The sequence below is a fragment of the Microcoleus sp. B5-D4 genome, assembly GCF_036705145.1.
In the GTDB taxonomy this organism is placed as follows: domain Bacteria; phylum Cyanobacteriota; class Cyanobacteriia; order Cyanobacteriales; family Microcoleaceae; genus Microcoleus.
The window spans coordinates 36,700-60,170 of record NZ_JAUBTV010000043.1 but is presented as its reverse complement, the minus strand read 5'-3'; the positions used below and the strand labels follow the sequence as shown (position 1 = coordinate 60,170).

Annotated in this window: 15 protein-coding genes, 1 tRNA gene and 3 pseudogenes; 9 read left to right on the top strand and 10 right to left on the bottom strand. The window is 46.1% G+C overall.

Annotation, left to right across the window (positions count from 1 at the left end; translation table 11 throughout):
• Positions 1-68: 68 nt before the first annotated feature.
• Positions 69-1,245, bottom strand: a pseudogene (locus QUB10_RS19865) (IS5 family transposase); the annotation flags it as partial.
• 369 nt (positions 1,246-1,614) lie between these two features.
• Here QUB10_RS19865 and QUB10_RS19860 point away from each other — a divergent pair.
• Together QUB10_RS19860 and QUB10_RS19855 are read left to right on the top strand one after the other, a co-directional pair.
• Positions 1,615-2,817, top strand: a complete 1,203-nt coding sequence (locus QUB10_RS19860) for a glycosyltransferase (protein ID WP_333204836.1) — start codon at positions 1,615-1,617, stop codon at positions 2,815-2,817.
• A gap of 551 nt (positions 2,818-3,368) precedes the next feature.
• The gene (locus QUB10_RS19855; protein ID WP_333204834.1) at positions 3,369-3,974 is read left to right on the top strand and encodes a transposase; all 606 of its coding nucleotides are present in this window, start codon (positions 3,369-3,371) and stop codon (positions 3,972-3,974) included.
• A gap of 82 nt (positions 3,975-4,056) precedes the next feature.
• On the opposite strand, the pseudogene QUB10_RS19850 reads toward QUB10_RS19855, so the two are convergent.
• Positions 4,057-4,191: pseudogene (locus QUB10_RS19850) on the bottom strand (nucleotidyltransferase domain-containing protein); the annotation flags it as partial.
• Positions 4,192-4,245: 54 nt separating this feature from the next.
• Positions 4,246-5,607: an aminotransferase class V-fold PLP-dependent enzyme gene (locus QUB10_RS19845; protein ID WP_333204830.1), complete on the bottom strand. Its 1,362-nt coding sequence runs from the start codon at positions 5,605-5,607 to the stop codon at positions 4,246-4,248.
• A gap of 160 nt (positions 5,608-5,767) precedes the next feature.
• On the opposite strand from QUB10_RS19845, the gene QUB10_RS19840 reads away from it, so the two are divergent.
• From QUB10_RS19840 to QUB10_RS19825, 4 genes are all read left to right on the top strand, one after another.
• A complete protein-coding gene (locus QUB10_RS19840) occupies positions 5,768-7,585 on the top strand; it encodes a TM0106 family RecB-like putative nuclease (RefSeq protein ID WP_333204828.1) in 1,818 nt (605 codons plus the stop codon).
• Between the two features lie 133 nt (positions 7,586-7,718).
• On the top strand, positions 7,719-8,801 hold the full coding sequence (locus tag QUB10_RS19835) for an esterase-like activity of phytase family protein (protein WP_333204827.1): 1,083 nt from the start codon (positions 7,719-7,721) through the stop codon (positions 8,799-8,801).
• Between the two features lie 56 nt (positions 8,802-8,857).
• A tRNA-Asp gene (locus QUB10_RS19830) sits at positions 8,858-8,931 on the top strand.
• Between the two features lie 78 nt (positions 8,932-9,009).
• Complete coding sequence (locus QUB10_RS19825; RefSeq protein ID WP_333204825.1) at positions 9,010-9,672, top strand: Uma2 family endonuclease; 663 nt, start codon at positions 9,010-9,012, stop codon at positions 9,670-9,672.
• 58 nt (positions 9,673-9,730) lie between these two features.
• Here the strand turns inward: QUB10_RS19825 and QUB10_RS19820 are convergent, their stop codons facing one another.
• The 3 genes from QUB10_RS19820 to QUB10_RS19810 form a co-directional block, all read right to left on the bottom strand.
• Entirely contained in the window at positions 9,731-9,940 is a 210-nt protein-coding gene (locus QUB10_RS19820; RefSeq protein WP_006632034.1) for a hypothetical protein, read from the bottom strand.
• 99 nt (positions 9,941-10,039) lie between these two features.
• A complete protein-coding gene (locus QUB10_RS19815) occupies positions 10,040-10,537 on the bottom strand; it encodes a DUF393 domain-containing protein (protein WP_333204823.1) in 498 nt (165 codons plus the stop codon).
• 13 nt (positions 10,538-10,550) lie between these two features.
• Entirely contained in the window at positions 10,551-10,793 is a 243-nt protein-coding gene (locus tag QUB10_RS19810; RefSeq protein WP_333204821.1) for a hypothetical protein, read from the bottom strand.
• A 611-nt stretch (positions 10,794-11,404) separates the two neighbouring features.
• Here QUB10_RS19810 and gltX point away from each other — a divergent pair.
• A pseudogene (gene gltX, locus QUB10_RS19805) lies at positions 11,405-12,847 on the top strand (glutamate--tRNA ligase); the annotation flags it as partial.
• Positions 12,848-13,234: 387 nt separating this feature from the next.
• Positions 13,235-13,669, top strand: a complete 435-nt coding sequence (locus tag QUB10_RS19800; protein WP_333204838.1) for a CAAD domain-containing protein — start codon at positions 13,235-13,237, stop codon at positions 13,667-13,669.
• Positions 13,670-13,899: 230 nt separating this feature from the next.
• Here QUB10_RS19800 and QUB10_RS19795 read toward each other — a convergent pair whose 3' ends face one another.
• The 3 genes from QUB10_RS19795 to QUB10_RS19785 all read right to left on the bottom strand — a co-directional run bounded on the left by QUB10_RS19795 (position 13,900) and on the right by QUB10_RS19785 (position 20,802).
• Positions 13,900-17,580 carry a CHAT domain-containing tetratricopeptide repeat protein gene (locus tag QUB10_RS19795; RefSeq protein ID WP_333204819.1) on the bottom strand — a complete coding sequence of 1,227 codons (3,681 nt, stop codon included), beginning with the start codon at positions 17,578-17,580 and terminating at the stop codon, positions 13,900-13,902.
• Positions 17,581-17,620: 40 nt separating this feature from the next.
• A complete protein-coding gene (locus tag QUB10_RS19790; RefSeq protein WP_333204817.1) occupies positions 17,621-18,829 on the bottom strand; it encodes an RNA-guided endonuclease TnpB family protein in 1,209 nt (402 codons plus the stop codon).
• Between the two features lie 701 nt (positions 18,830-19,530).
• A complete protein-coding gene (locus QUB10_RS19785) occupies positions 19,531-20,802 on the bottom strand; it encodes an aspartate aminotransferase family protein (RefSeq protein ID WP_333204815.1) in 1,272 nt (423 codons plus the stop codon).
• Positions 20,803-20,930: 128 nt separating this feature from the next.
• On the opposite strand from QUB10_RS19785, the gene QUB10_RS19780 reads away from it, so the two are divergent.
• Complete coding sequence (locus tag QUB10_RS19780; protein WP_333204813.1) at positions 20,931-22,205, top strand: ribulose bisphosphate carboxylase small subunit; 1,275 nt, start codon at positions 20,931-20,933, stop codon at positions 22,203-22,205.
• A 198-nt stretch (positions 22,206-22,403) separates the two neighbouring features.
• On the opposite strand, the gene rbsK is transcribed toward QUB10_RS19780, so the two are convergent.
• On the bottom strand, positions 22,404-23,318 hold the full coding sequence (rbsK, locus tag QUB10_RS19775) for a ribokinase (RefSeq protein ID WP_333204811.1): 915 nt from the start codon (positions 23,316-23,318) through the stop codon (positions 22,404-22,406).
• Positions 23,319-23,471 lie beyond the last annotated feature (153 nt).

Below are 23,471 nucleotides of genomic sequence, written 5' to 3'. Positions count from 1 at the left end.
TAGAGTCTAACTCATGGACTGGCTAATTTCATAAAGTCCTTTTTTTGTCAACTCCTAATACTGAACCGACGCCCTAGGGGCGGTCCACTGATTCTAATTCCTTTTTCTTTGCACCATGCTCGGTTTTCCCGATTTCGGTAAATGCGATCTGCATGAACGGATTCTGGATAATATCCTGTGCACCTATGATATGCTTCTAAAGAGTGCTTTTAAGTCTCCTGATTCATTAAAGTTATCCCAGCTCATCCGGTCTAAGAATACATATCCTTCAAAACAACTGGCTGATAGTTTGGCTCGCCTCTCTACGCTTTTTCCGGCTTTTCCTCTGACTCTCGGGCGAATGTGGGGCTGACTTAAACTTACTATTCTATCCTCAATACTCTGTTTATTGTTGTCAAATAACCATTGCTGCTAGCGATAGATTTCTGTGAGGAATAGCCTGGTTTTATATTGCTTTTTGTTCAGACCTTATAAGGTCGCACCTGACTCGATTAGCTGTTCAATATGAGGGAGGTTTCTTTTGATATATTGAAGTTGTTTTTTAATTGCCTGTCTTCTTTTGTTTCGGGTGGTTCGTCTTTGCGAAAGCTACTGCTAAGTAGTCTTTTCTTGCTAGATTACGGTAGGTTCTTGGTTTTTTATGGGTTTTTTATTTGATTTGTTTATACAGGATGTCTATGATTTTTTCTGTATGAACTCTGGTCCCGTTTAATAGTCCTAAGTCGGTTGGATAACTAATGTCGGCTGGGGCACAGGTAGCATCTATGATTAATTTTCCGCGATTAAGTGAGTCATTTTTGGCGTCCGAATCCTTTTTTTTTCTGGTTTAACTGGGGTGATGGAGCGGATTTTTTCAACCATTCGTTCGTTGACTTTATTAATTAAGTTCGGACTAATTCTTTGCCGAAAATGAACTAATAGAGATGGGTCAAAGGGTAGCTCGTTACTGTAGCTTGATTGACCAATAAAGTATTGTAGATAGGGGTTTTCCCGAATCTGTTCTACTGTGAGGCGATCGCTAATTCCTAATTTTTCTTTAATAATTAATGCCCCAATGCTATCCGAAAGGATTTGGCTGGCGCCCCCTTTTCTGCGGGGAAGTTGGCCGCATATTCTGATTCAAATTCATCCCACGGGATTATTTGGGCCATTTTTACCCAACGGTTGAGGGCTGACAATTTACATCAGGAAAGCTAGTTCAAAGTCTAAGGGTGGGAGGGGAGCAAGCTCAGCTTTTTTGTACACGATCGCAGATGGTGATGCACGGGTTTTGACCTATTCTACCTGTTTATCTTGCACTTTACTCTCGATCGTGCCATCTCTTAACCTTTCGCCACGTCAAGTGCGATCGATTATTCAGCAAGCCCTACTTAAACCTTGAAAAAATAGTCCAGCATATAGCCAGCAAGGGTTTTGGAGACTCGACTATATCTAAAACTGTCCGAAGTATTGATCTTACATAACGCAAATTATGTAAAGTTTTGTATCTCTACTCAACATTTCTGACCCGAAAGTAGCTATTATTAATTAGCGCCAATGAATTAAGATATGTAGCTCATGACAAAGCTTCTGGCAAGGAAGTAACTGGCAAATACTCTATTAAATAGAAAAACAATGTCCCAAAAGCTGCGAATTCTTTATGCTGCTGGTTGTGGAAATGTAATTGGTACCTATAAACATTGGGTTGTGGGTCAAGACGATCCCTCACAGCTTTCAAACACCTATTCCGGTCAATTCTACGATGTGTGTCGAGACTTGGATGCAGAGGCTTATGTAATCTCTTCATGCGAGGAAAGGAAATCCTTGCATGATGGTCGATTCCTGATTGAGCATCGCCCAATTCCACTGGGTTCTTCATCGGGTCTAGTTTATCACTTAGGTCAATTGTGGTATGGACTGCGGTTGATTGCCTCAGCTATTCGTTTCCGAGCCGACGTTGCAGTAGTCAGCAATGGAACAACACACTGGTTTATCTTGTCGCTACTTCCTTGGTTTGGGGTGGCTGTCATCCCATCACTACATTGCACTTTGTGGCGTAAATATATTCCGAAACGCAAGGTGGAAGAATTAATTTTAAAACTCAGCCATTATTTTTTTGCTAGCAGTTGCACTGCCATATTGACAATTTCCGACGATATATCTAAGCAGGTAGCAGAGCTTACAGCTAATAAACATGGGAAAATTTTGAATTTTTCCCCCACATATCGCCGCGAGCAGTTTGCAGGGATAGATACTCCCGATCAAAAACGAAAGCCATTTCGAGTCCTATTCGCGAGTCGAATTGAACGAGATAAGGGCGTTTTCGATCTTCTGGAAATTGCGAAGCGTTTGGCGACTCTTGGCAGACAGGACATCACATTCGAGCTTTGTGGAGACGGGTCTGCCCTAGAATCTGTGCGTGCGGCGGCAAAGCTTGAGGGGATTGATTCTAACTTTGTATGCCACGGTCACTGCAACAAGCAAAAAATGGGTCAGATTCTCAACCGAATGCACGTTGTTATCGTGCCAACAAAGAGTGACTTTATAGAGGGGTTCAACAAAGTTGTCGCCGAAGGCATCTTGTCAGGTCGCCCTGTCGTCACTTCAGCAGTCTGTCCAGCTATTTACTCTATGCAGGATGCCATTGTAGAAGTTCCACCGGATGACATCAATGGTTACACTGACGCACTGCTCAAATTGTGTGACGACCACGAATTCTATGAACAAAAACGACAGAGTTGCCTAGGACTACAATCGCAATTTTATGACACTCAAAGGAGTTGGGGTACATTACTCAAATCTGTCCTCATACAATTCCTACCAACCACTACTAAGTAGGGTTTGCTGAATAAGTCAGAGAAGCACCACTGATTGATTAATTAGTTATGTAAGGTTGAAGTAATGATCAGGTTTTATTGTTGACAATTACCCCAACTATAATATGTAATAATAATGGGTCTTCAGTACCTAGTATGCTAAATATATAGCGAAACAAGAAAACAAGAGATAAATTTAGTGTGTCTAATAGTGAGCAAATCCCCACGAGTATTGACACATGAGGCGCATTTATTATTGACTGTAGACAGAAGAAAAGAGCGGTTGAGATGCATTTACAGTCATGGTTAAGAAAAAGGGAATCAAACTTCTAACAGAGCTTCTGAATCTAGAGGATATCAACGTAATTTCGCAGCGTCAGCCTGAAGGGATTGGGATAATTTTACAGCTTGAGCCAATCGGAAAAGAAAGTATTTGTCCTCGTTGTCGAACAAAAAGTCATAAAGTCCATCAAAATCATCGATATATATAGCCTTTCGAGATCTCATATGAGGTACGACTGGCCTCCGTGGCCTCCGTGGCCTCCGTGGCCTCCGTGGGCATACCTCACTTTTTTGAGAACCGCTATAGTTAAAGATTTACCTTGGGGAGAAAAGCTAGTATTTTTAGAGATTAATAGACGGCAATTCAAAGGTGAAAAATGTCACAAGTTGTTTAGTGAAGACTTAGATTTTATCAGAAAAAGAAGGACTTACACAAAACGGCTAGCCAGCCAAATCCTACAGGAAGTTCTAGAGAACGATATCCACAGTGTCGCGAAAAAAAGAGTAGTGACAACAGAAGAGATAGAAAGGATTTTAAAAGATGCAGCCTCAGCAACGCCGGAATCAAAACCCAGCGAGTTGAAGAGACTAGGGATGGATGAAATAGCGATAATCAAAGGAAAAGGAAATTACTGTGCAGTATTGATAGACTTAGATAAGTCTAAATTAATCGGCATTTTAGCCGGAAGGACACAATCAGAAATTAGTCAAGTCATGAGAGGATGGGGTACAGAGGTCTTAGAGTCAATAGAAGAAGTAAGTATAGATTTGTGGAAAGGTTATAAAAATTTAGTAATAGAACTAATGCCGAATGCTCAAGTAGTTGCCGATAGATTTCAGGTAATGGCACAAATTAACAAGGAGTTAGATAGCCAAAGGAAGAGAGAGAAGATTTAATTAAGACAGCAACGACACCAAAAGAGAAAGCAAAACATGAGCAAGTAGTAGAGGGATTAAAGAAAAGTAAGTATGCCTATCCTAGAACATCTATGTCGCTGTCTGGGCGAAAATCATCTCGCAGCACCGAACCCAATAAGGCAAATTCAGTAGTTTTCCAGGGCTGGCAAAAGTCAACTATTTGAGTTTTCGGGATTTCGATATTCTTGACTAACATCTCAGTCGCCTCCGAAATCTAGTTTTAATTTTAGCAGAATCCTCAAGCTAGAGACTATACTAATTGAATGGCTATTTCTCCAACCAACTTATCAATCTCCGCCTCAGTTGTAAAATAGTGAACACAAGCCCGCACACAATCAGGATTAAGAATAGTCCGCACCATAATCCCCTGTTTCTCCAACAAATCTACCAGCTTTTTGTGCGGCATCCCATTAGTTAATAGAAACGAAACCAAACCAGCTTCCGGCGCAGATGTCCGCAAACATTCCACATCGGGAAGTTCCGACAAACGCTGCCAGAGATACTTACTGAAACGGCAGATTTCTGCATACCTTTCCTCGATCGTACCCCATTCATGTTGCAGGGCGATCGCACTCCGCAAACCCGCATACAAAGGATAAGCCGAAGTCGCAATTTCATAGCGCTGCGCTCCCGACTTCCACCCCATAACTTTAGCATTAGCATCCGTCACAATTCCCCGCCAACCGATAAACACCGGATGCAAATCTGCCAAAGCTTCAGCACTCACATAAAGCCCCCCCAAACCTTCCGGGCCGCACCACCATTTATGACCAGTAAAAGCATAAAAGTCAACCCCAGATTCAATCAAATTTAAAGGCAAAACCCCCACAGATTGAGCCGCATCAACTAACACTCTAACTTTGTGATTCTTTGCAGGCAATTCCTCTTGTCCTCCCCCTTGAATCAGGGACAAATCCTCTTGCCCATCCCCTTGAACCAGAGAAAACTCCTCTTGTCCCCCCCCTTGCCAAGGGGGGGTTAGGGGGGGTTTTATATCTGTTTGCCCCTCGGATTGAACCAGGGAAAACTTCTCTTGTCCCCCCCCTTGCCAAGGGGGGGTTAGGGGGGGTTCATGACACACTTTCACAATCTCAGCCAGAGGCAAAACTTGGCCAGTATTCCACAAAATGTGACTGATAACCAACAACCGAGTATTTGGCCGCAAACTATCAGCAATCACCGCCACCGGATCGCCTTCATTCAAAGTAGCCGCCAACGGACAAACCGAAACCTCAATGTTGAAACGGCGCTGAAGTTCCATTACACTAGCTACAATGCCGGGGTGTTCGCAGTCAGAAAGCAGCAAATGGTCGCCTGCTTTCCAGTCAATGCCCCACAGCGCAATATTGCAGCCGACGGTGACATCTTCAGTCAGGGCGATGGTTTCAGGAGGTACGGTCAACTCAGATGCGATCGCACGTCGCGTCAGCATCGCCTCCTGAACCACCCAAGCCCCCACCTCCCCCGAAAACGGCCCCCCAAGCTGCACCCGTTTGTAAGCCTCATAAATCGCCTCTAAAGCAGGCTCAGGCAGCGGCCCTTGTCCGCCGTAGTTAAAATAAGCTTTATTGGCCAAAGCTGGGAATTGTTGCCGGTGATTGTCCTTTGTCATTTTTTCTGGCGAATTATTGATAGCGTTAATATTGAATAACTGATGGTGTGAACTTTCTATCCTTTGACTTTGGCCTCAAGCTAAATAATCAATCCGTGTATCCCTGTCAAAATCCCTGTAGTGCTTTCCTTCTAATTATTCTATGCCTTGCGAATACTAAATGTTAATAACTGACAAACTGCTACTTTCCTATCAACGATGCAATCTCCGAGCATTTTTAGACACCTGCAGAGACTGGAAACAACTAGATCCCCCCAGCGACTTTTTGCTGAAACTGATGCGCGACAGCGCGGCATACCAGCAGCAAGCTTTGGAACACGAGACTTACCAACAACCATATTATCCTAGAGGGGATTGGGAAGCCGGCGCGGCCGCTACATTGAGTTTAATGCAGCAAGGGGTCGATCGCATTTACCGAGGAGTTCTGATCCAGGGCGAATTCGGCCAAACCAACGGCGCAACAACTTCTCTGGTAGGAATTGACAGTCAATATTTCCCAGAATTTGGCGAAATCCCCGAAACTCCCGTTCATCTTTCATCCTCCAATCTTCACTCTTCAAACATTACCCTGATCAGCCGCCCCCATTTATTAATCAAACAGCCGGGACAATCAAAATTTGGCAATTGGAGTTATATTACTGCGGATATTTGGCTTAGCAAGCGACCAAAACAAGAGTATCAAATTATCGCAGCTTTTCACGCCCAAGTTTTAGCTTCCGTACAGGAAACAATGCCAGAGACTGCGTGGCTGATGCTGCGAAAAAAAGGGCTATACTCCGTGAATCTCGACCAGCGAACTCCTCAGATGTTCGAGATTTTAGATGATTGCATTCGGATGATAGAAAATCGGGATAAACCAGAGGTGTTCATTTCCCGGCAAAAGTGCAATCTTTGCGGTTGGTATACTATCTGTCACGCCGAAGCAGAATCTATTAAACATCTTTCCTTATTGCCGGGAGTTACTGCCAGCCGCTATGCTAGACTAAAAACTCTCGGAATTACTGATGTAGAAGCTCTCGCTAATGCTAGTTCCGCACTGCTGGCTGAGTATCCAGAATTCCCTGACAGAGTTGCTTTTGATGTGGTGCAGCAAGCTCGATCTCACTTGCTAAATCAACCGCTGTTGCGGGAAGAAGGAAGTTTGGCAACGGATTTTGTAACGGATGTAACGGATAGAATTTCGGCAGCGAACACTGTACGGAATTTAACAAGTTTAACGGATGTAGGTGTGAGGAAAGAAGGAAGAAGGGAAGAGGCAGAAGTTAATCAATTTATCATGCCAGAAATGGCAGTAAAGAGTTTAGTAATAGGTAAAAGTGAGGTCGTCAAAACTACAGAAAATCAACCTGCGACATCTTCTATACCTGCGCCAATTCTCCGCAAGAAACCAATTCCCTATTCCCAATCTGTGTTTTTGCCGATCGCCCCAATCGAACTCTACTTTGATATTGAAGCCGAACCAGAGTTAAACTTGGATTACCTCCACGGAGTCTTAGTTGTTGACAGGTACAACAATACGGAAAAATTCCACGGTTTTTTAGCAGAATCAGCAGCAGAGGAAGGTGCAATCTGGGAGCAATTTTTAGAATTAATGTGGGCTTATCCTATTGCTCCGATTTTCCATTTTTGCGACTACGAAGTCAAGACTTTTAAGCGGCTGGCTAAACTTTACAATACTCCAGCTTATTTGTGGAAACCCGTGCTGAAACGGTTTGTAGATATTCACAAACAAGTGACGCAAAAAGCGATTATGCCGGTGGAAAGTTACGCACTCAAACCAATGGCCCGCTGGCTGGGTTTTGACTGGCGAGATGCTAAGGCTAATGGTGCTCAGTGCGTCTGCTGGTACGACGATTGGCTTAAAACTGGCGATCGATCGCTCCTAGAGGCGATCGTCCGGTACAATGAGGACGACTGTCGTGCTACATACATAGTTAAAGATTGGTTGACCAATTTTTTGCTGAATCATGAGCCGTGATTTTTAGATGTAATGAACCGCGAAGACGCCAAGCGTGCGAAGGAAGAAAGGGAAGAGGAAGATAGGTAATAATGTATTTATTGGTAAAATGCGAAAGCTAGGAAAAGCAACTATATTTATTGTCTGTTTTTTGATGGCAGCAAGTGTTGCTATTTGGGTAAACCAATCAGCTCAATCTTTCGCTGTTACGAAAATAGATTTTATCGGTAGAGCAATATTTCCGACAGGTTCTCCGTTTCAGGGGACGGAGATTGGCGGACTTTCGGGCATTACTTATGATGCCGAGAAACAAGTTTATTATGCCATTTCTGATGACCGCAGCAGCAAGGCTCCGGCGCGTTTCTATACTCTCAAAATCAACTTGCAATCTGGTAAACTGGAAAAAGAGCAAATTACTTTTACTGGTGTCACTACTTTATTAGATGAAAACGGCAAAGGTTTTCCTGAATTAAGTTTAGATCCCGAAGGGATAGCTTTTACTGGCAATAGCGTTTTTGTTTCTTCTGAGGGAGATGTCGATCGCCAAATAAATCCTTTTATCAAAGAGTTCTCCCTCGATGGTAAACTCCTGAAAACGCTGGCAATTCCTGAACTGTTTTTGCCGGATGACAAAGGCACTAAAGGAATCCGCAACAATCTCGCTTTTGAAAGTTTAACTTTAACGCCCGATCGCAAATATCTATTCACCGCTACCGAAAACGCTATAGTTCAAGATGGCGCCGTAGCTTCCCTGGAAACTGGGAGCCCGTGCCGGATTTTGCGCTACGATGCGGTGAGCGGCAATCCAGAAGCATCGTTTCTCTACATCACCGAACCGCTACCCGCTGGTGCGAATCCTGTGGGAAAATTAACTAGCAACGGTTTAGTGGATTTGTTGGCGATCCACGATAACCGCTTGCTGAGTTTAGAGCGTGCTTTCTCCCTGGAAACCGGCACAACTATCAGAATTTTTGAGATTTCTCTGGAAAAGGGCGATCGTATTGAAGCACTCGAAAGCCTCAAAAGCCGTCTGGGCGAGGTTTCTACCGCTCAAAAACGCCTGCTGCTGGATTTGGACACGCTGAAAATTCCCCTAGACAACATTGAGGGGTTGACATTTGGCCCCGTCCTGGCGGATGCTAGCAGAGGTCTGATTTTGGTGAGCGACAACAACTTCAGCCCGTTGCAAGAGACTCAAATTTTGGGCTTCCAAATAAAAGTTCAAAAAACCTCTTGACAAAAGGTGAAGTTATAGGCATAATAGAAATTGTGCCTGAAAAAACGGCAAAACGAGGGACAGTAGTTCAATTGGTTAGAGCACCGCCCTGTCACGGCGGAAGTTGCGGGTTCGAGCCCCGTCTGTCCCGTTCTCTCGTAAATAGAAAGTTTAAAATACAAAGTTTAAGCTTTTGGTATTTTATTAATTGAGTAAGGAGGAGCGAAATATGACCGTTACGCTCATTAACCTCTCACCGGAAAAAACTACACAACGGGTAGTATTATCTAATATCAGTTGGCAGACTTACGAAAGCTTATTAGCAGAAGCAGGAGACAAGAGAGCCTCGCGATTTTCATACTCTCAAGGAGTCTTAGAAATTCTCATGCCATCCGACTTGCATGAAACTATTAACTGTTTGCTTAAACGGATTGTTACAGCTTTGACTGAGGAGTTGGACTTGAAGATTAAGGGATTTGGTTCGACGACTCTCAACCGTGAAGATTTAGAACAAGGTGCAGAACCAGATTCCTGTTTTTATATCCAAAATGTTGATCGCATTCTAGGGAGAAGGCTTGACATCTCAACCGCTCCTCCCCCAGACTTGGTAATTGAAGTTGATATTACCAGTCCTTCTTCTAATCGATTTGTAGTTTACACACAGCTAGAAATCCCTGAAGTTTGGCGGTATCGGGGACAAAATGTACAAATTTATCAATTGCAAAATCGGGAATATATTACCTGCGATCGCAGTCCGACATTTCCCATCCTTTCTGTAGCAATGCTCAATCAATTCTTGCAGATGGCAGAAACTCAAGATGACAATGCCATAATTCGGTCTTTGCGTCAATGGGCGAACGAGCAGTTGCGATCGCCCGAAAATGAGCAATAATACTAAACTTAATAGAACTAATTCCTTTCTCCCACGGACGATCGACTCCCAGCAGCGCTCAAAGGTGCGAGGAAATAAAGGGTCGGGCTATCTGATATGTCAAAACCAGGACGATGGGCACGAGAATCGGAATAGCAACTAGCAGTCCCCATTTGCCAAACCTAAGTTTTTGACCGTCCGATTTGAACAGGAAAATCACAGCGGCAATTCCCATAAGTATCCAGAGACCACCGAAGCCCATGAAAACTGTATAACCTGCATCTTGCATTTTCTTTCCCGCTTTTAATAGTAGTCAATCTTTAATGTTAGGTGCAGTCTGTTTCTGCTGACATCTTCTGATAGACCGATCGCACTTACTAAATATGACTCATTTCGAGTTTGGCCGGCAGCGGCCCTGACTTTCGCACTTGATGCGCTGAGTTCGATCGCTCATAATTATTGCTAAATCCGGCCTTCCCGTCAACTTCAGTCGCCAGTGGGCCCAAATTCCGTACAGCCAATTGGCGATCGCCCCGATCACTGGTAACTTAGTAACTGCATAAATCCATCCCATCCCTAAAATCTCGTAGGTGCGGCGAAAAACCTCCACATTTTTAATTGCCGTACCGTCGGGTAATATCGCGTGAATCCGACCCATCGCCGTTTCGTAGTCGATTCCGCCGTGGGCCTTCGGGTTGTAGCCATCATCCGCGATATCCACAAACGACACTAAACCTCGTCCCGCATCGCGTTTTTTTAAGAAATTAACCTCCCGCACGCACAGAGGACATTCACCGTCGTACAGCAACTCAATCTGCCAAGCAGGCGCAACAGAGTTGGGTGAGGGCGCAACAGATTCGGAAAACTCGGTTTTAGCAGCAGACATAGGGAAATATATTTTAATTTCGTCGATCGCACACAAACATTTTACAAGCATCAATAGTTATCAGGTGCGCCTTGGGTACTCCTAAAGCAGTTATTTGTGCTGTGAAAAATAGTCCCAAAGGTGAATCCCGTCTTGGCCACCCGCAAGCTAATATCATCAAGATGCCCTCTCCTGCCTTGCCGGAGACTTTCGCCCGATCGCCCGCCCGCTTTCGCGATCCGAAGGAAAGCCCTCGAACAGGATCGCGTATTATCAAGCAATTAGAGGCAAAGCACCTGCCAAGCACAACTATTAAGTCGGCAACAAAAAAATATAATAAAATTTGAAGTCTTAACTCAATTGGCGTAAGTCCCACGCTGTAATTGTACTCAATTGGGCGTTGGGATATAAGCTTTCGCAAGGTCTATGAAAAAGAGCGACAATTTACTGTTTCTCTAGCAAAAAAACCTGTAAGATATAAGTGGTTGCGACCCACCCACTCGACTGCAAACAACAGGTCACAGTAGCAGTAGTATGCTTACCAAGGATAACTGCGAGAGAAAAGGGGAAAAAACAGACCGCTGGTTGGCAAGGTAACGCCCTACCGTAAAATATAAACCATGTTTGTTGTACGAAAACAGTTTTTGGTCTTGGGAAACAGGACTTCTGCGTGGGTTCCCTACGAAGGGATAAAGGCTGCAAAGCTAGAGATGCAGTGTCAGACTCGGATCGTCTTCAGTGACGAATCTCGGTAATGAGATACCCAACAGAGCAACGGCAGATGATACACGAAGCCTAAACGCTCACCGAAGGTCAGTGCTAGGTATTTCACACATCAGCTATTCGCCCAACCAGCAAATCGCCCCCAATCTAAAAGCAAAAATCTACATGAATGTCAGAGTCCGTCTAGCCCCCAGTCCCACCGGAAACCTACACATCGGTACCGCCAGAACCGCCGTATTCAACTGGCTGTTTGCCCGCAACCAAGGCGGCAAATTCATCCTGCGGGTAGAAGACACAGACGTAGAACGTTCTAAAAGCGAATACACCGATAACATCCTCGAAGGACTCACCTGGCTGGGTATGGAGTGGGACGAAGGCCCCAGTTTTCAGTCGCAGCGTCTGGAAATATACCGCCAAGCAGTCCAAACCCTTCTCGACAATGGACTCGCCTACCGCTGCTACACCACGTCGGAAGAACTCGACGAAATGCGGGAAGCACAAAAAGCCAACAAACAAGCCCCCCGCTACGACAACCGGCACCGCAACTTGACAAGCCAACAGCGCGCAGCTTTTGAAGGCGAAGGGCGACAAGCTGTGATTCGGTTTATCATCGACGACGATCGCACGATCGCTTGGAACGACATGGTGCGCGACACCGTAACCTGGAAAGGTAGCGACCTCGGCGGTGATATGGTAATTGCCCGTGCATCCAGCGGCGGCGTCATCGGCCAACCACTCTACAACCTCGCCGTAGTTGTCGATGACATCGACATGGGCATCACCCACGTCATCCGCGGCGAAGATCACATCGGCAATACTCCCAAACAAATATTGCTCTACGAAGCTTTGGGCGCGACAATCCCAGAATTTGCCCACACGCCGCTGATTTTAAACTCCCAAGGACAAAAGCTTTCTAAACGCGACGGCGTAACCTCGATTTCTGACTTCAAAGATATGGGCTACCTGCCCGAAGCTTTAGTTAATTACATGACTTTGCTCGGTTGGACTCCGCCGGATTCCACGCAGGAAATATTTACACTGTCGGAAGCAGCAGAATTATTTACATTCTATCGAGTCAACAAAGCTGGTGCAAAATTTGATTGGGATAAACTCAATTGGCTAAACAGTCAATACCTGCACAAAATGCCAGTGCCGCAATTGACAGATTTGCTGATACCTTATTGGTGGCAGAAAGGCGGTTATGAGTTTGACTTGGAGGCCGATCGCCCCTGGCTCGAACAAATAGCTGCTTTAATCGGCCCGAGTCTCGTTCGCTTAACCGATGCTGTGGATATGTGTAAGGTATTCTTCTCCACCACCGTGGAATACGAAGAAGAAGCACTCGCACAATTGCAGCAAACAGGGGCTGCACAGGCTTTACAAGCAGTTGTAGAAGCGATGGAAAGTCATTCCTCCCTGACATCAGCGGAAGCTCAGAAAATCACTAAAAAGCTCAGTAAAGAGAAAAATCTTAACAAAGGGCTAATTATGCGATCGCTCAGAGCCGCTCTGACAGGTGCAATGCACGGCCCCGACCTGATAGAATCTTGGGTAATCCTTCACCAGCGAGGAACGGCTAAAACCCGTTTGCTTGATGCCATTAGCAACTTGAATTTGCCTGGTGTTGGTGTGGCGGCCGAAACTCCAACCCCAGAACAACCAAACGCAGAAACAGTCGCCGAAACTCCTGCTACAGAACAGCCAGCAGTCGAAACACCGACTGTGGAAACAGCAGCGGCAGAGGTGACAGCAGTCGAAATATCGCCTGTGGAAACAGTCGAAATATCGGCTACCGAAACACCCGGAACCGAGGCTTCAGCAGTCGAAATATCGCCTGTGGAAACAGCCGGCACCGAGGCTTCAGCAGTCGAAATATCGCCTGTGGAAACAGCCGGCACCGAGGTTTCAGCAGTCGAAATATCGCCTGTGGAAACAGCCGCAGCAGCAGTTGAAATACCTGCAGCCAACCAGCAAAAAACTATTGCGAGTGGAGAAATGACTTCATCAAACGAACCAGAAACAACCGTTATCATCACCGAAATTCCTGCCGGAAATGAAGCAGACAGTTCCAGCGGTACAACAAAAGTCATAATTACCGAAGAACCGCCAAGTCAGACCCAGCAGATCAAAGAACAAATTATCGCAATTTTGTCCGAGTTTCCCGCTTACATCGGCAGCTTTTACGAACAGTACAAAAGTCCCCTGACTGTTGTCGGTGTAATTTTAGCCTCGATTGTCTCTTTGAAAGTGCTTTTGGGCGTAATAGACGAACTCAACGACATCCCCCTGCTAGCACCCACATTCGAGCTAATTGGTATCGGATACACCGTGTGGTTTGTCTACCGCTATTTGCTGCGATCGTCCAATCGGCAACAATTAGGTCAAGAAATTCAAGCATTGAAAGAACAAGTTTTCGGCAAAAAGTCCTAAACTTTTGCGGGTAGTTTGTTGAATTTGTGCCCGACATTGATAACTTTAAATAAGTTGTTAGTGTCGGGTTTTAAAATGACTAATCACTAATGATATCATGTCCGATGATCGATTGACCGCGATTAAAGGCCGGGGCGGGTTTACAGATTTTCCCGTTTCTATTCAATATCTTGGCTCACGGGCCCCTACAGGAATCATGGTTAATTGACCGGACATGATATGACTAATCACTAAACCCCAGCAGCCGTAAAAGCCGCCCAATAATAAGGATTAGCAAAAGGATAGGGTTTGCGGTTGCGAATTTGCTGCAAAGAAGCCTCCGCAATCAGGCGAGAACTTTGAGAAAGCCGATCGAACATTTGCGAAATTTGAGGTTGAAAATCCGCCAGCAACACCTCCAATTCCTCGCTAGTCAAATCCCGCAGCCACCTTTGAGCGTCCCCCAGCGCGATCGCCACATCTCCCACCTGCAACCGAGAAAACCGTCCCAGATTTTCATAAAACTTGCTCGTCAGCAGCAGCGTAGAAACATCGTTCACCTTCCAAAGACTGCTAACCACACTAGACGTGCCAGCATACAACAAACCCGCCGACAAACCCACAAAATCTCCTCCAGCACCGCTAACTCCGCCAGCGGCAATTTCGCAACCCGATAAAGTAACTAAAAAATATTGCCTAAAATCCAGATTAAAAATTTCCTCCAAACTCAGAGAATCATTCCTCAAAAACACGGCGGATTTCAGCGGCCAAGCCAAATTAAGCAAACTCAAACAAGCAAAGTGAGCGCATTTTTTATGCTGCAACTGCCCTATTTGTTGGGACAAATTCCCATTATTAGCAGACATTTCTGGGGAAAAAGCCTCTTTAATTGCCGGCTTATGGCGCACAACTTCTGTACTGGCAAAATACTGGGAAATAGTGCCGATTTCAATGTTGCTGTAGAACGCATCTCTGGTGAAAGTGGGAATTGCCAAAAGCTGCTGCAAACCGGGTTTGTACCGACCAATAGCCGCTCCGTGTGCACTTTGTCTCAACAGCAATAGCTGACAGCTAGGAGCATAGCGAATTCCTCCGGCAAATCGATCGATCAAATAAGCAGCAGGCGCTGCAACGTCGCCAAAAGACGAACTTTGAGAAAAATCCGAAAGGCTGTAGGTTTCCACATCAAAACCGCTGCGATCGCTCCACCCAGACCTAAAAATTCCCCCACCATCCTCAAACCCGTCTCTCCCCGCCAGAGGCAAAGCGTGGAGTGGCAAAGCGTGCAAAAATCGGTGCGGCACAAAAATCAGCCGATCGCAATTATCGGGAATCAGCGCCACCACTCGATCGATTTCCAGCATCGTAGCCAAGCGTTTGAGGCGAGTCTGGAGATGATTGATCCAGCGACCTTTTTGTTCAGAATAAGCGGTGAGGTACTCCTGGCCCCAACTTTCGGCAGCCAAAGCATTTTCCGGCGAACACAGGTGAACGGCGGGATATTGTTCACTCTTTACCACCACAAAAGCAACCAGCAACTCCCCCAAACTCGCCCACACCACAGCAGCGCAATTGGCATCAGGCAACAATTGGCGAATTTGCTCGAAAGCGATCGGTTCAACTTTGTGAGCTAGGCTGAAGAAAGGGTCATTTGCCTGCACCTCCCGCGCAATCAACCTATCAAACTGCTTCCACAATTGATTTAAGTGCATGAAGTCCGAGTTCGGCAGCAGAGAACCGCTGCTCAAACCTTGGCTATCGCCCTCAGAAATCAAGGTCGTGTTCGGCTCAGGTTCTCCCTGTTCTTGGTGCCGCTGTTCCCCCGCTATTTCCAGTTGCAGCGACTCCAACTCGCTTCGCACTGCTGCTGGAATTTCGGCTTTCGGAGTCAAGTGGCATTTAACCAGCAGTTCTACCAAATTCCGATTTTTGTGGCGTTCGGCGTATTCCAGAGCCTTAGCGTAATATTCAGGTTCGCTAGCGCCGAGTTCCAAGCAAACTTGCACCAGGCATTTATAGAGCCCAGCCCAAGTCCGGGTTAATTTGACTTTTGCGGTACTCGTCCGTGAAGCGTAGCTATCCCGTAGGGAATCGCCAAAATCAACTGTATCAACCCCAACTTCGCAACGCAAAAATTCCACAGTATCGACAGCAGCAGTAAAAACCCCGTAAGCGCGAAGCAAGTCGCCTCGAACTCGGTAAGCTTGACCCAAATAAAATAAAATTTCAGCCCAGCGGTGAGGATAGGTTTCGCGAGTGTAGACTTGACAGGCACTGTGATAGCAGCCGATCGCGCTTTCCATGTGCGACAAGTTTTCCGTCTCTGTCAGTTGCGAATAAGCCCTGCCGAGATAAATTTGCAGCATTGCCCAGCGGTTGGGATATGCCTGCCTGGTGTAGACTTCGCCCGCATTTTGATAGCAGGCGATCGCGCTTTTGAGATTGCGGTTTTTTTCCCCTTTCAGGTGTTCGCAGAAAGCGCGGCCGAGGTAGGCACACAGCATTGCCCAGCGTTCGGGAGTTTTTTGGCGGTTGCAAAATAGCAAAGCATTTTGATAGCAGGCGATCGCCATTTCCATATTTTCGGCTTTTTCCCCTTTCACCCGCCGACTGTATATCCTACCGAGGTAAGTTTGGATCGAAGCCCAGACTTCGGGAAATTTGATGCGGGTGTAGACTTGTAAAGCATTTTGATAGCAGGCGATCGCCATTTCCAAATTTTCCACCGGATCGCCTTTGATGCGATCGACAAACACCCGGCCCAAATTCCTTTGAGTCGTCGCCCACTGCTGCGGAAAAGCTTCCCGAGTCCGCACCTGCAAAGCTCTCTGATAGCACGTAACCGCGTATTCGAGATTTTCAGCGCGGTTGCCCCGCAGCAACTCGCAGTAAGCATTTGCCAAATTATTTTGAGTTGTAGCCCAACGCCGGGGAAACACCTTGCGGTTGTAGACTTGCAAAGCATTCTGGTAGCAAGCGACTGCCAGTTCCAGATTTTGGGCTCGGTTGCCCCGCAGTCGGCGGCTGTAAGCACGGCCGAGATTGTTTTGAGTGCTCGCCCACTCTTCCCCGAAAGCCTCGCGGCTGCGAACTTGCAGCGCGTTTTGATAGCAAGCGATCGCCTGTTCTAGATTGTCTGCAGGATCTCCCCTGAGACGCTCGCTGTAAGCGTTGCCCAGATTGTTTTGCAGCGTCGCCCACTGTTCCGGGTACTGTTCGGGAGTGCGTACTTGTAGGGCATTTTCAAAGCAAGCGATCGCCTGTTCGATATTTTGAGCCTTATCACCTTTGGGACGATCGCTATAAGCGTTGCCCAGATTGTTTTGCATCACCGCCCATTCTTGGGGAAAGTCTTTGCGGGTAAACACCTTGGCAACTGTTTCGTAACCGGCAATTTCGATTTCCAAGTTATGAGCCTTGCTGCCGAGGGGAAACCGCCCAATTTTGTTGCTCAGATTGCCGATTAACGCTGCAATGCGCCTAGTCTCCGATTCTGTGGCTGCAGAAAACACCAAATTTGCCCAGTGGCGCAGCAGTTGTGCGAAATTCTGGTCGAGTTTGTCTAAATTGTTTCTCAGCAGCGAGTACAGGTGCTGCGAATCAGCGCCGCGCGCCACTGCCTGCAATACTTCTGCTAAAAAAGCCAGATAGGCTGCCCCGGTTGCGGGCAATTTATAATTCCCTTTTGCAGATTCTAAGGGTGCGATCGCCCTTTGGAAAAATTTTGCAGCTTTCAGCAAGCTTTCTCGCGTCAGTGCCACTTCTTCCAAATAAAGCGTTTGCACGAACCCAAAGTCGATCGACTTTGGGTTCGTCCTCAAAATCAAATCTATTCCTGAGTCCCCAGGATTTTCCAGCAGCGCTTGGAGCATATTAACATCAGTTTTGCGACGCTGTTCGTCCATCGTGCATTCCGCCAAACTATTAACCATAGGAGCGCTGCTTCCCTGCAACCAAGTGAACTACCCACCCCTAAATCGTAGTACCGAATATAGTAGGGGCTTCTGTACTCATAGGCGAGTGCCTTAGCGGAGACTTTCGTCCCAGCTTTGGTCTTACCTCGCCTCCTAAAGCCGAAACGGCTGAACCTTCCGCCTTTAGTATTTTGATACCTTCTGCTTTCATCTTTATCGCTGCGTTCCCCTCCCGATCGCGATCGGTAGCACAGTGAGGACAAGTCCATTCCCTCATATCTAATGGCATCTCGGTCATTTGATCGAAACAATTAGAACAAAGTTTGGAACTGGAAACCCCTCTATCAATCTCGACTAAGTTTCCGCTTTTGCGTTCCCACTTGTAGGCTAAGAAGTTGGTAAAAGTTTCCCAAACCTCATCTGATATTGCTTTCGCCCAATTGGAATTGCGAATCATGTCCCAGAAATGAAATTTTTCTACTATGACCGCGAGGCGATCGCTGACCCACTTATAACTAAGTTTATGTAGAAAATCTTGCCACGAATTCCTCAACCGTTCGCATACCTTGGTCACAGCTTTTCTATATTTGTATTCAGAATTACTTCTTTTCTGCTGGCGCTTCAAGTTCTTCTCCTGCTTTGCCAAATGCTTAGCATTAAAGTCATATTTAGATTTTTTTTCATCATCGGGGACAATAGCAAAGTATTTCAATCCTAAATCAATGCCCGCAATCCTACCTTTTTTTGTTGTCTGGTTCTCAGCTTGAATTTCAGTCAGTATAGATGCCAGATATTTCCCTGAATATTTTTTACTAATAATTGAATTAGGAATTTTACCCTCACTTAATCTATATCTATTTATTTGGGGCTTAGTTATTTCGCTATACCGGAAAATTCTAGTATCCGCTACCAATGTGACGGTTTGAGGATACTGAAATGACTGTTTTTTCTCTTGAGATGGGAACTTATAAAAGCCAGCCAATCTATCAAAAAAAAATTTGTAGGCAGTGGTTAAATTGAGCGTAGTAAATTGCAAAAATTGGCTGTATAACTCACCTAACCCTCCACTTTCCTCGATTTTATTGAGAGTCAGTAAAAGTGTGTTGAACCCGGAGCAGCCACGTGCTTTACCAGTTTTTTTATAAACTTCAATTGATTTATTTAGAGCATAATTAGACCACCAACGCGCACCCCCAAAAGTTGAAGCTACTTGTATTTGTTTATTTTGGGTAGGATACAAACGAACTTGGATAGCCTTGTATAGCAATCAACATCACCTCCTTGGTTCTTCTATTCTCTCACAATATACAGTTGATTATCAAAGCATTACGAAAAAATTTTGTGACGAAGATTACATATTTTATCTCTAGAAAGCGATAAGCAAAATTACTTGAGGATGCAATCGCCCTCACCTGCCCTTCCCACTATAACGGTACTCGGTTTAGTGGGAAGGGGGCGAAATAGTTAAACCAGGATTCACCAGTCCCAACAGATACGCAGATAGCGAAACTAGCACCTACGATCGCTAATAGTATGATTTTGCGCGTGGCTCTTGAGTAAAATCGCGGTTAAAGGCGCTGTCACCCTGTGGGGGCGGGTTTCACAGGCCTTTCTAAAATTGACAAACCCGCCCCGACAGACTTGCAGCGGGACGGGTTTACTTTTACCCCGATCGGACTTAGGCTAAGAAACCCGGTTTCTGGGAAACTATGGGGTTTGGTAACGAGAAATCTCGAAAGAAACCCGGTTTCTGAGGAAGAGTGTGTCCGGGAGTAAAATCCTATCCGGTCGATTACCATTCATCAGGTAGGGGCGGGTTCACCAACAATATCTGCCAATAATTGACAATCTCAAAAACCCGCCCGGCCGGGATATTATGGTCAATCGATCGGACATGATATAAGTGAGTTATCTAGGATATTGCGCGAGCTTCAGCACTACAGCTAACAAAAATCAACTCCGTAGATTTTACTGTACCGCTTGAGAACGCAAGGCAGACTCCACTGCCAGCAGAGCTCGATCGACTTCAGCGGCAGTGACAATCAGTGGCGGGACAAATCTCAGCACTTTCGGCCCTGCAGGAACCAACAAAACTCCTGCAGCGATGGCAGATTTGACGATATCAGCGGATGTAAGTTCGATGTCAGCTTGCAATTCCATCCCGACAATCAAACCCCAGCCGCGCACCTCAGCAATTAAATGCGGATATGCGGCCGCCAACTTGTTGAGCCCTGCTTTCAACTGTTCCCCGCGCTGCTGCACGTTTTCCAGAAGGTTTTCCCGTTCTAAAGTTTGGCACACACACAAAGCAACAGCGCAAGCAAAAGGATTGCCGCCGAAAGTGCTGGCGTGGCTTCCCGGTTCAAATACATCGCAGGAAGATTTGCACAGCATAGCGCCGATCGGGATACCGCCACCTAACCCTTTGGCAGACGTAAAGATATCCGGTTCAATGCCGAGGTTTTCATAGCCCCAGTATTTGCCGCTGCGTCCCATCCCGACTTGCACTTCGTCGAGAATCAGCAAAATGCCTTTTTCGTCGCAAATTTCCCGAATGCGCTGGAAGTAGGCGATATCTCCGGGGCGAACTCCGCCTTCGCCTTGCAGCGCTTCCAGCATAATTGCAGCTACTTGGCGTTCGTCTTTGTCGAGTTGCTCGATCGCCGTTTCGATCGCACTAATATCGTTGTATGGCACATAGTGAAATCCCGGCACCAAAGGGCTAAAACCCTTCTGGTATTTAGGCTGTCCCGTGGCCGTAATTGTCGCCAAAGTCCGCCCGTGGAAACTCGCAACGGCGGTAATGATTGTCGGATTCGAGATATTTAACTTTTCGTGGGCGTACTTGCGAGCGAGTTTAATTGCCGCTTCATTAGCTTCCGCGCCGGAGTTGCAAAAGAAGGCTCTGTCAGCGCAAGAATGGTCTACAAGCCACTTCGCCAGCTCCCCCTGTACGGGGATGTAATAAAGGTTAGAAACGTGGTGCAGGGTCTGAATTTGCTTAGTTACCGCTGCAACCATTGCCGGGTGGGCGTGTCCCAGAGTGCAGGTAGCAATACCGGCCACAAAATCGAGATATTCGCGGCCCTCGGTATCCCAAACGCGGCAGCCGAGGCCCCGTTCTAGGGCGATCGCAAAACGCCCGTAAGTCGTCATTACATAGCTGTCGAAGCTCTCAGAACTGAAGAGACTGGCTTCGGCTTGCACGCTTGGTTCTTTTAATAAGGTTTCTGGACTCACGAATCGCTCCTTAACACATAATATGTAGACCTCGATTGTACGGTAAAAATCCAGGTTAGCGGTGCAGGCTGTTAGTTTTGTCATAAAATCATAACAGTAACAACAATTAATCCCTCACAAATCTACTGATGAGTTATTACATTTCTCCTAACTTTCTCGATAAAGTTGCGGTGCACGTCACTAAAAACTTTTTAAATTTGCCCGGAGTAAGAGTCCCCCTAATTTTAGGAATTCACGGCCGCAAAGGAGAAGGCAAAACTTTTCAAACCGAACTGGTTTTTCGGCGGATGGGCTTTGAACCGGTGATGATATCTGGTGGGGAATTAGAAAGCCCGGATGCGGGAGATCCGGCGCGTTTAATTCGCTTGCGCTACCGGGAAGCTGCGGAGCAAATTAGGGTGCGGGGCGAGATGTGCGCCATCTTTATTAACGATTTGGATGCCGGTGCTGGCAGGTTCGATACTACTACTCAATATACTGTCAATACTCAGATGGTCAATGCGACTCTGATGAATATTGCTGATAATCCAACTAATGTGCAGTTACCGGGAAGTTATGACAGTACGCCGCTGCACCGAGTGCCGATTATTGTCACCGGAAATGATTTTTCTACGCTGTACGCGCCGCTGATTCGCGACGGGCGGATGGAGAAGTTTTATTGGGAACCGAGCCGGGATGATAAAATTGGCATTGTTGGGGGAATTTTTGAGTCTGACAAATTGTCAAAAACCGATATTGTCGCGTTAGTGGATAATTTTGCCGATCAGGCGATCGACTTTTTTAGTGCTTTGCGATCGCGCATTTATGACGAACAAATCCGCGAATTCATTCACAAAGTAGGAATCGAGCGAGTTTCCAAGCGTTTGGTAAACACTTTGGAAGCAGCGCCAGATTTCCATAACCCCAATTTCAGTCTCGCTCATTTATTAGAAATGGGCAGTTTGATGGTGGGCCAACAAAAGCGGATTAAGGAAATGCGCTTAGTAGATGAATACAACCAATCGCGGCTGTTTCACGTTCAAGGAACCCCCAATGCCCCTGCTGCCGCGCCAACGCAAAGTGAATTAAACGACCCGTCATCTAAATATTATAAGGCTTACGTTGAGCCAAGTTCTGAAGCGGGTAACGGTCATGCGGCGCGGCTGAGTTCCGAGGTATTGGAACAAGTAAAGCAGTTATTAGCAAGAGGCTGCAAAATTGGCATGGAATATGCAGATAATCGCCGATTTAAAACTGGTTCTTGGCAAAGTTGCGCGACGATTCAAACTGCACAGGAAAAAGATGTGGTTGCATCTTTAGAAACTTGTTTGGCGGAACACGGCGGCGAATACGTGCGGCTGATTGGTATCGATCCAAAAGTCAAGCGGCGGGTAGTTGAAACAATTATTCAGCGGCCGAATTAGGGTAAGCTGTTACGCATTTAAATTCTTGCATATTGGGGGTGATGCTCAAAGCCCACCCCACATGATTTTGATTTTTTTTACATAAAATAGACCGATTATGGTCGTTCACTTTCATCTCTTGAAATTATCTGCGTTCATCTGTGTTTATCTGCTTGAAATCAGCGGTTAACCGGCTCTATCAAAGATTTATCCAATCACTCAATTATGCAAAAATTTATCAAAGGTTGCCCGATCGCACATAGCACCTTGAGCACCCACTTTAGTTGTGCACAGAGCGCCCGCTGCTGCGCCCCACCGCACCGCCTCTGACAAGGACAGACCGGCATCTAATGCAGAGGCTAACCCGCCGTTAAAAGCATCGCCAGCAGCCACAGTGTCGATCGCCTCCACAGCAAAAGCCGGTACAAAAAACGTTTCATCGGCAGTAACCGCAACAGCCCCGCGATCGCCCAATTTGACAATAACATTCTTGACGCCACGCTCCTGCAAGTGTTTGGCAGCTACAATCGCTGTTTCCGTGTCATTCACCCGAAAACCGACTAACTGGCTGGCTTCCACTTCATTCGGCGTGATAATATCAATTAGCGGATAAAGTTCCCGTGGCAAATCCGCCCTCGCCGGTGCTGGATCGAGAATAACTCGCACCCCCGCTTGACGAGCAGCTTTCGCAGCTTTTTGGACAACTTCCAGGGGAATTTCTAACTGTAACAGCAAAGATGTAGCTGCTGTTAAGAGTTTTTTGAGACGTTCTATATCTGCTTCACCGACATTATTGTTCGCGCCCGGAATCACAATAATATTATTTTGACCTGTCTCGTCTACCGCGATAATTGCCACTCCTGAATGAGTGTTTTGGTCTATTAATACATTGTCTGTACTTAAACCATAAGATTGTAAATTTGTCAATAATTCTTCAGCAAATTTATCGTTGCCGACGCGACCGATAATGTGGGTGGAAGTGCCGAGACGGGCGGCGGCGACGGCTTGATTTGCTCCTTTGCCGCCACCGGCCGTGAAAAAATTGCTACCGATGATAGTTTCCCCTGGCTGTGGCAACCGGGGAGTTTTTGCTGCTAGGTCGATGTTGATACTACCGAATACGATGATGGTCATAAATTATTCAATTTGGTAATTGGTAAGCTGTAGCGCATTTAATTTGTAAGCTACTTTTTACTTAAACTATTGTGGCGCGGGCAGGAGAACCCGGGGCGATCGAGCTTCAATTTAAATGCCAAATAGTTTAATTGGTAATTGGTAATTGGTAAT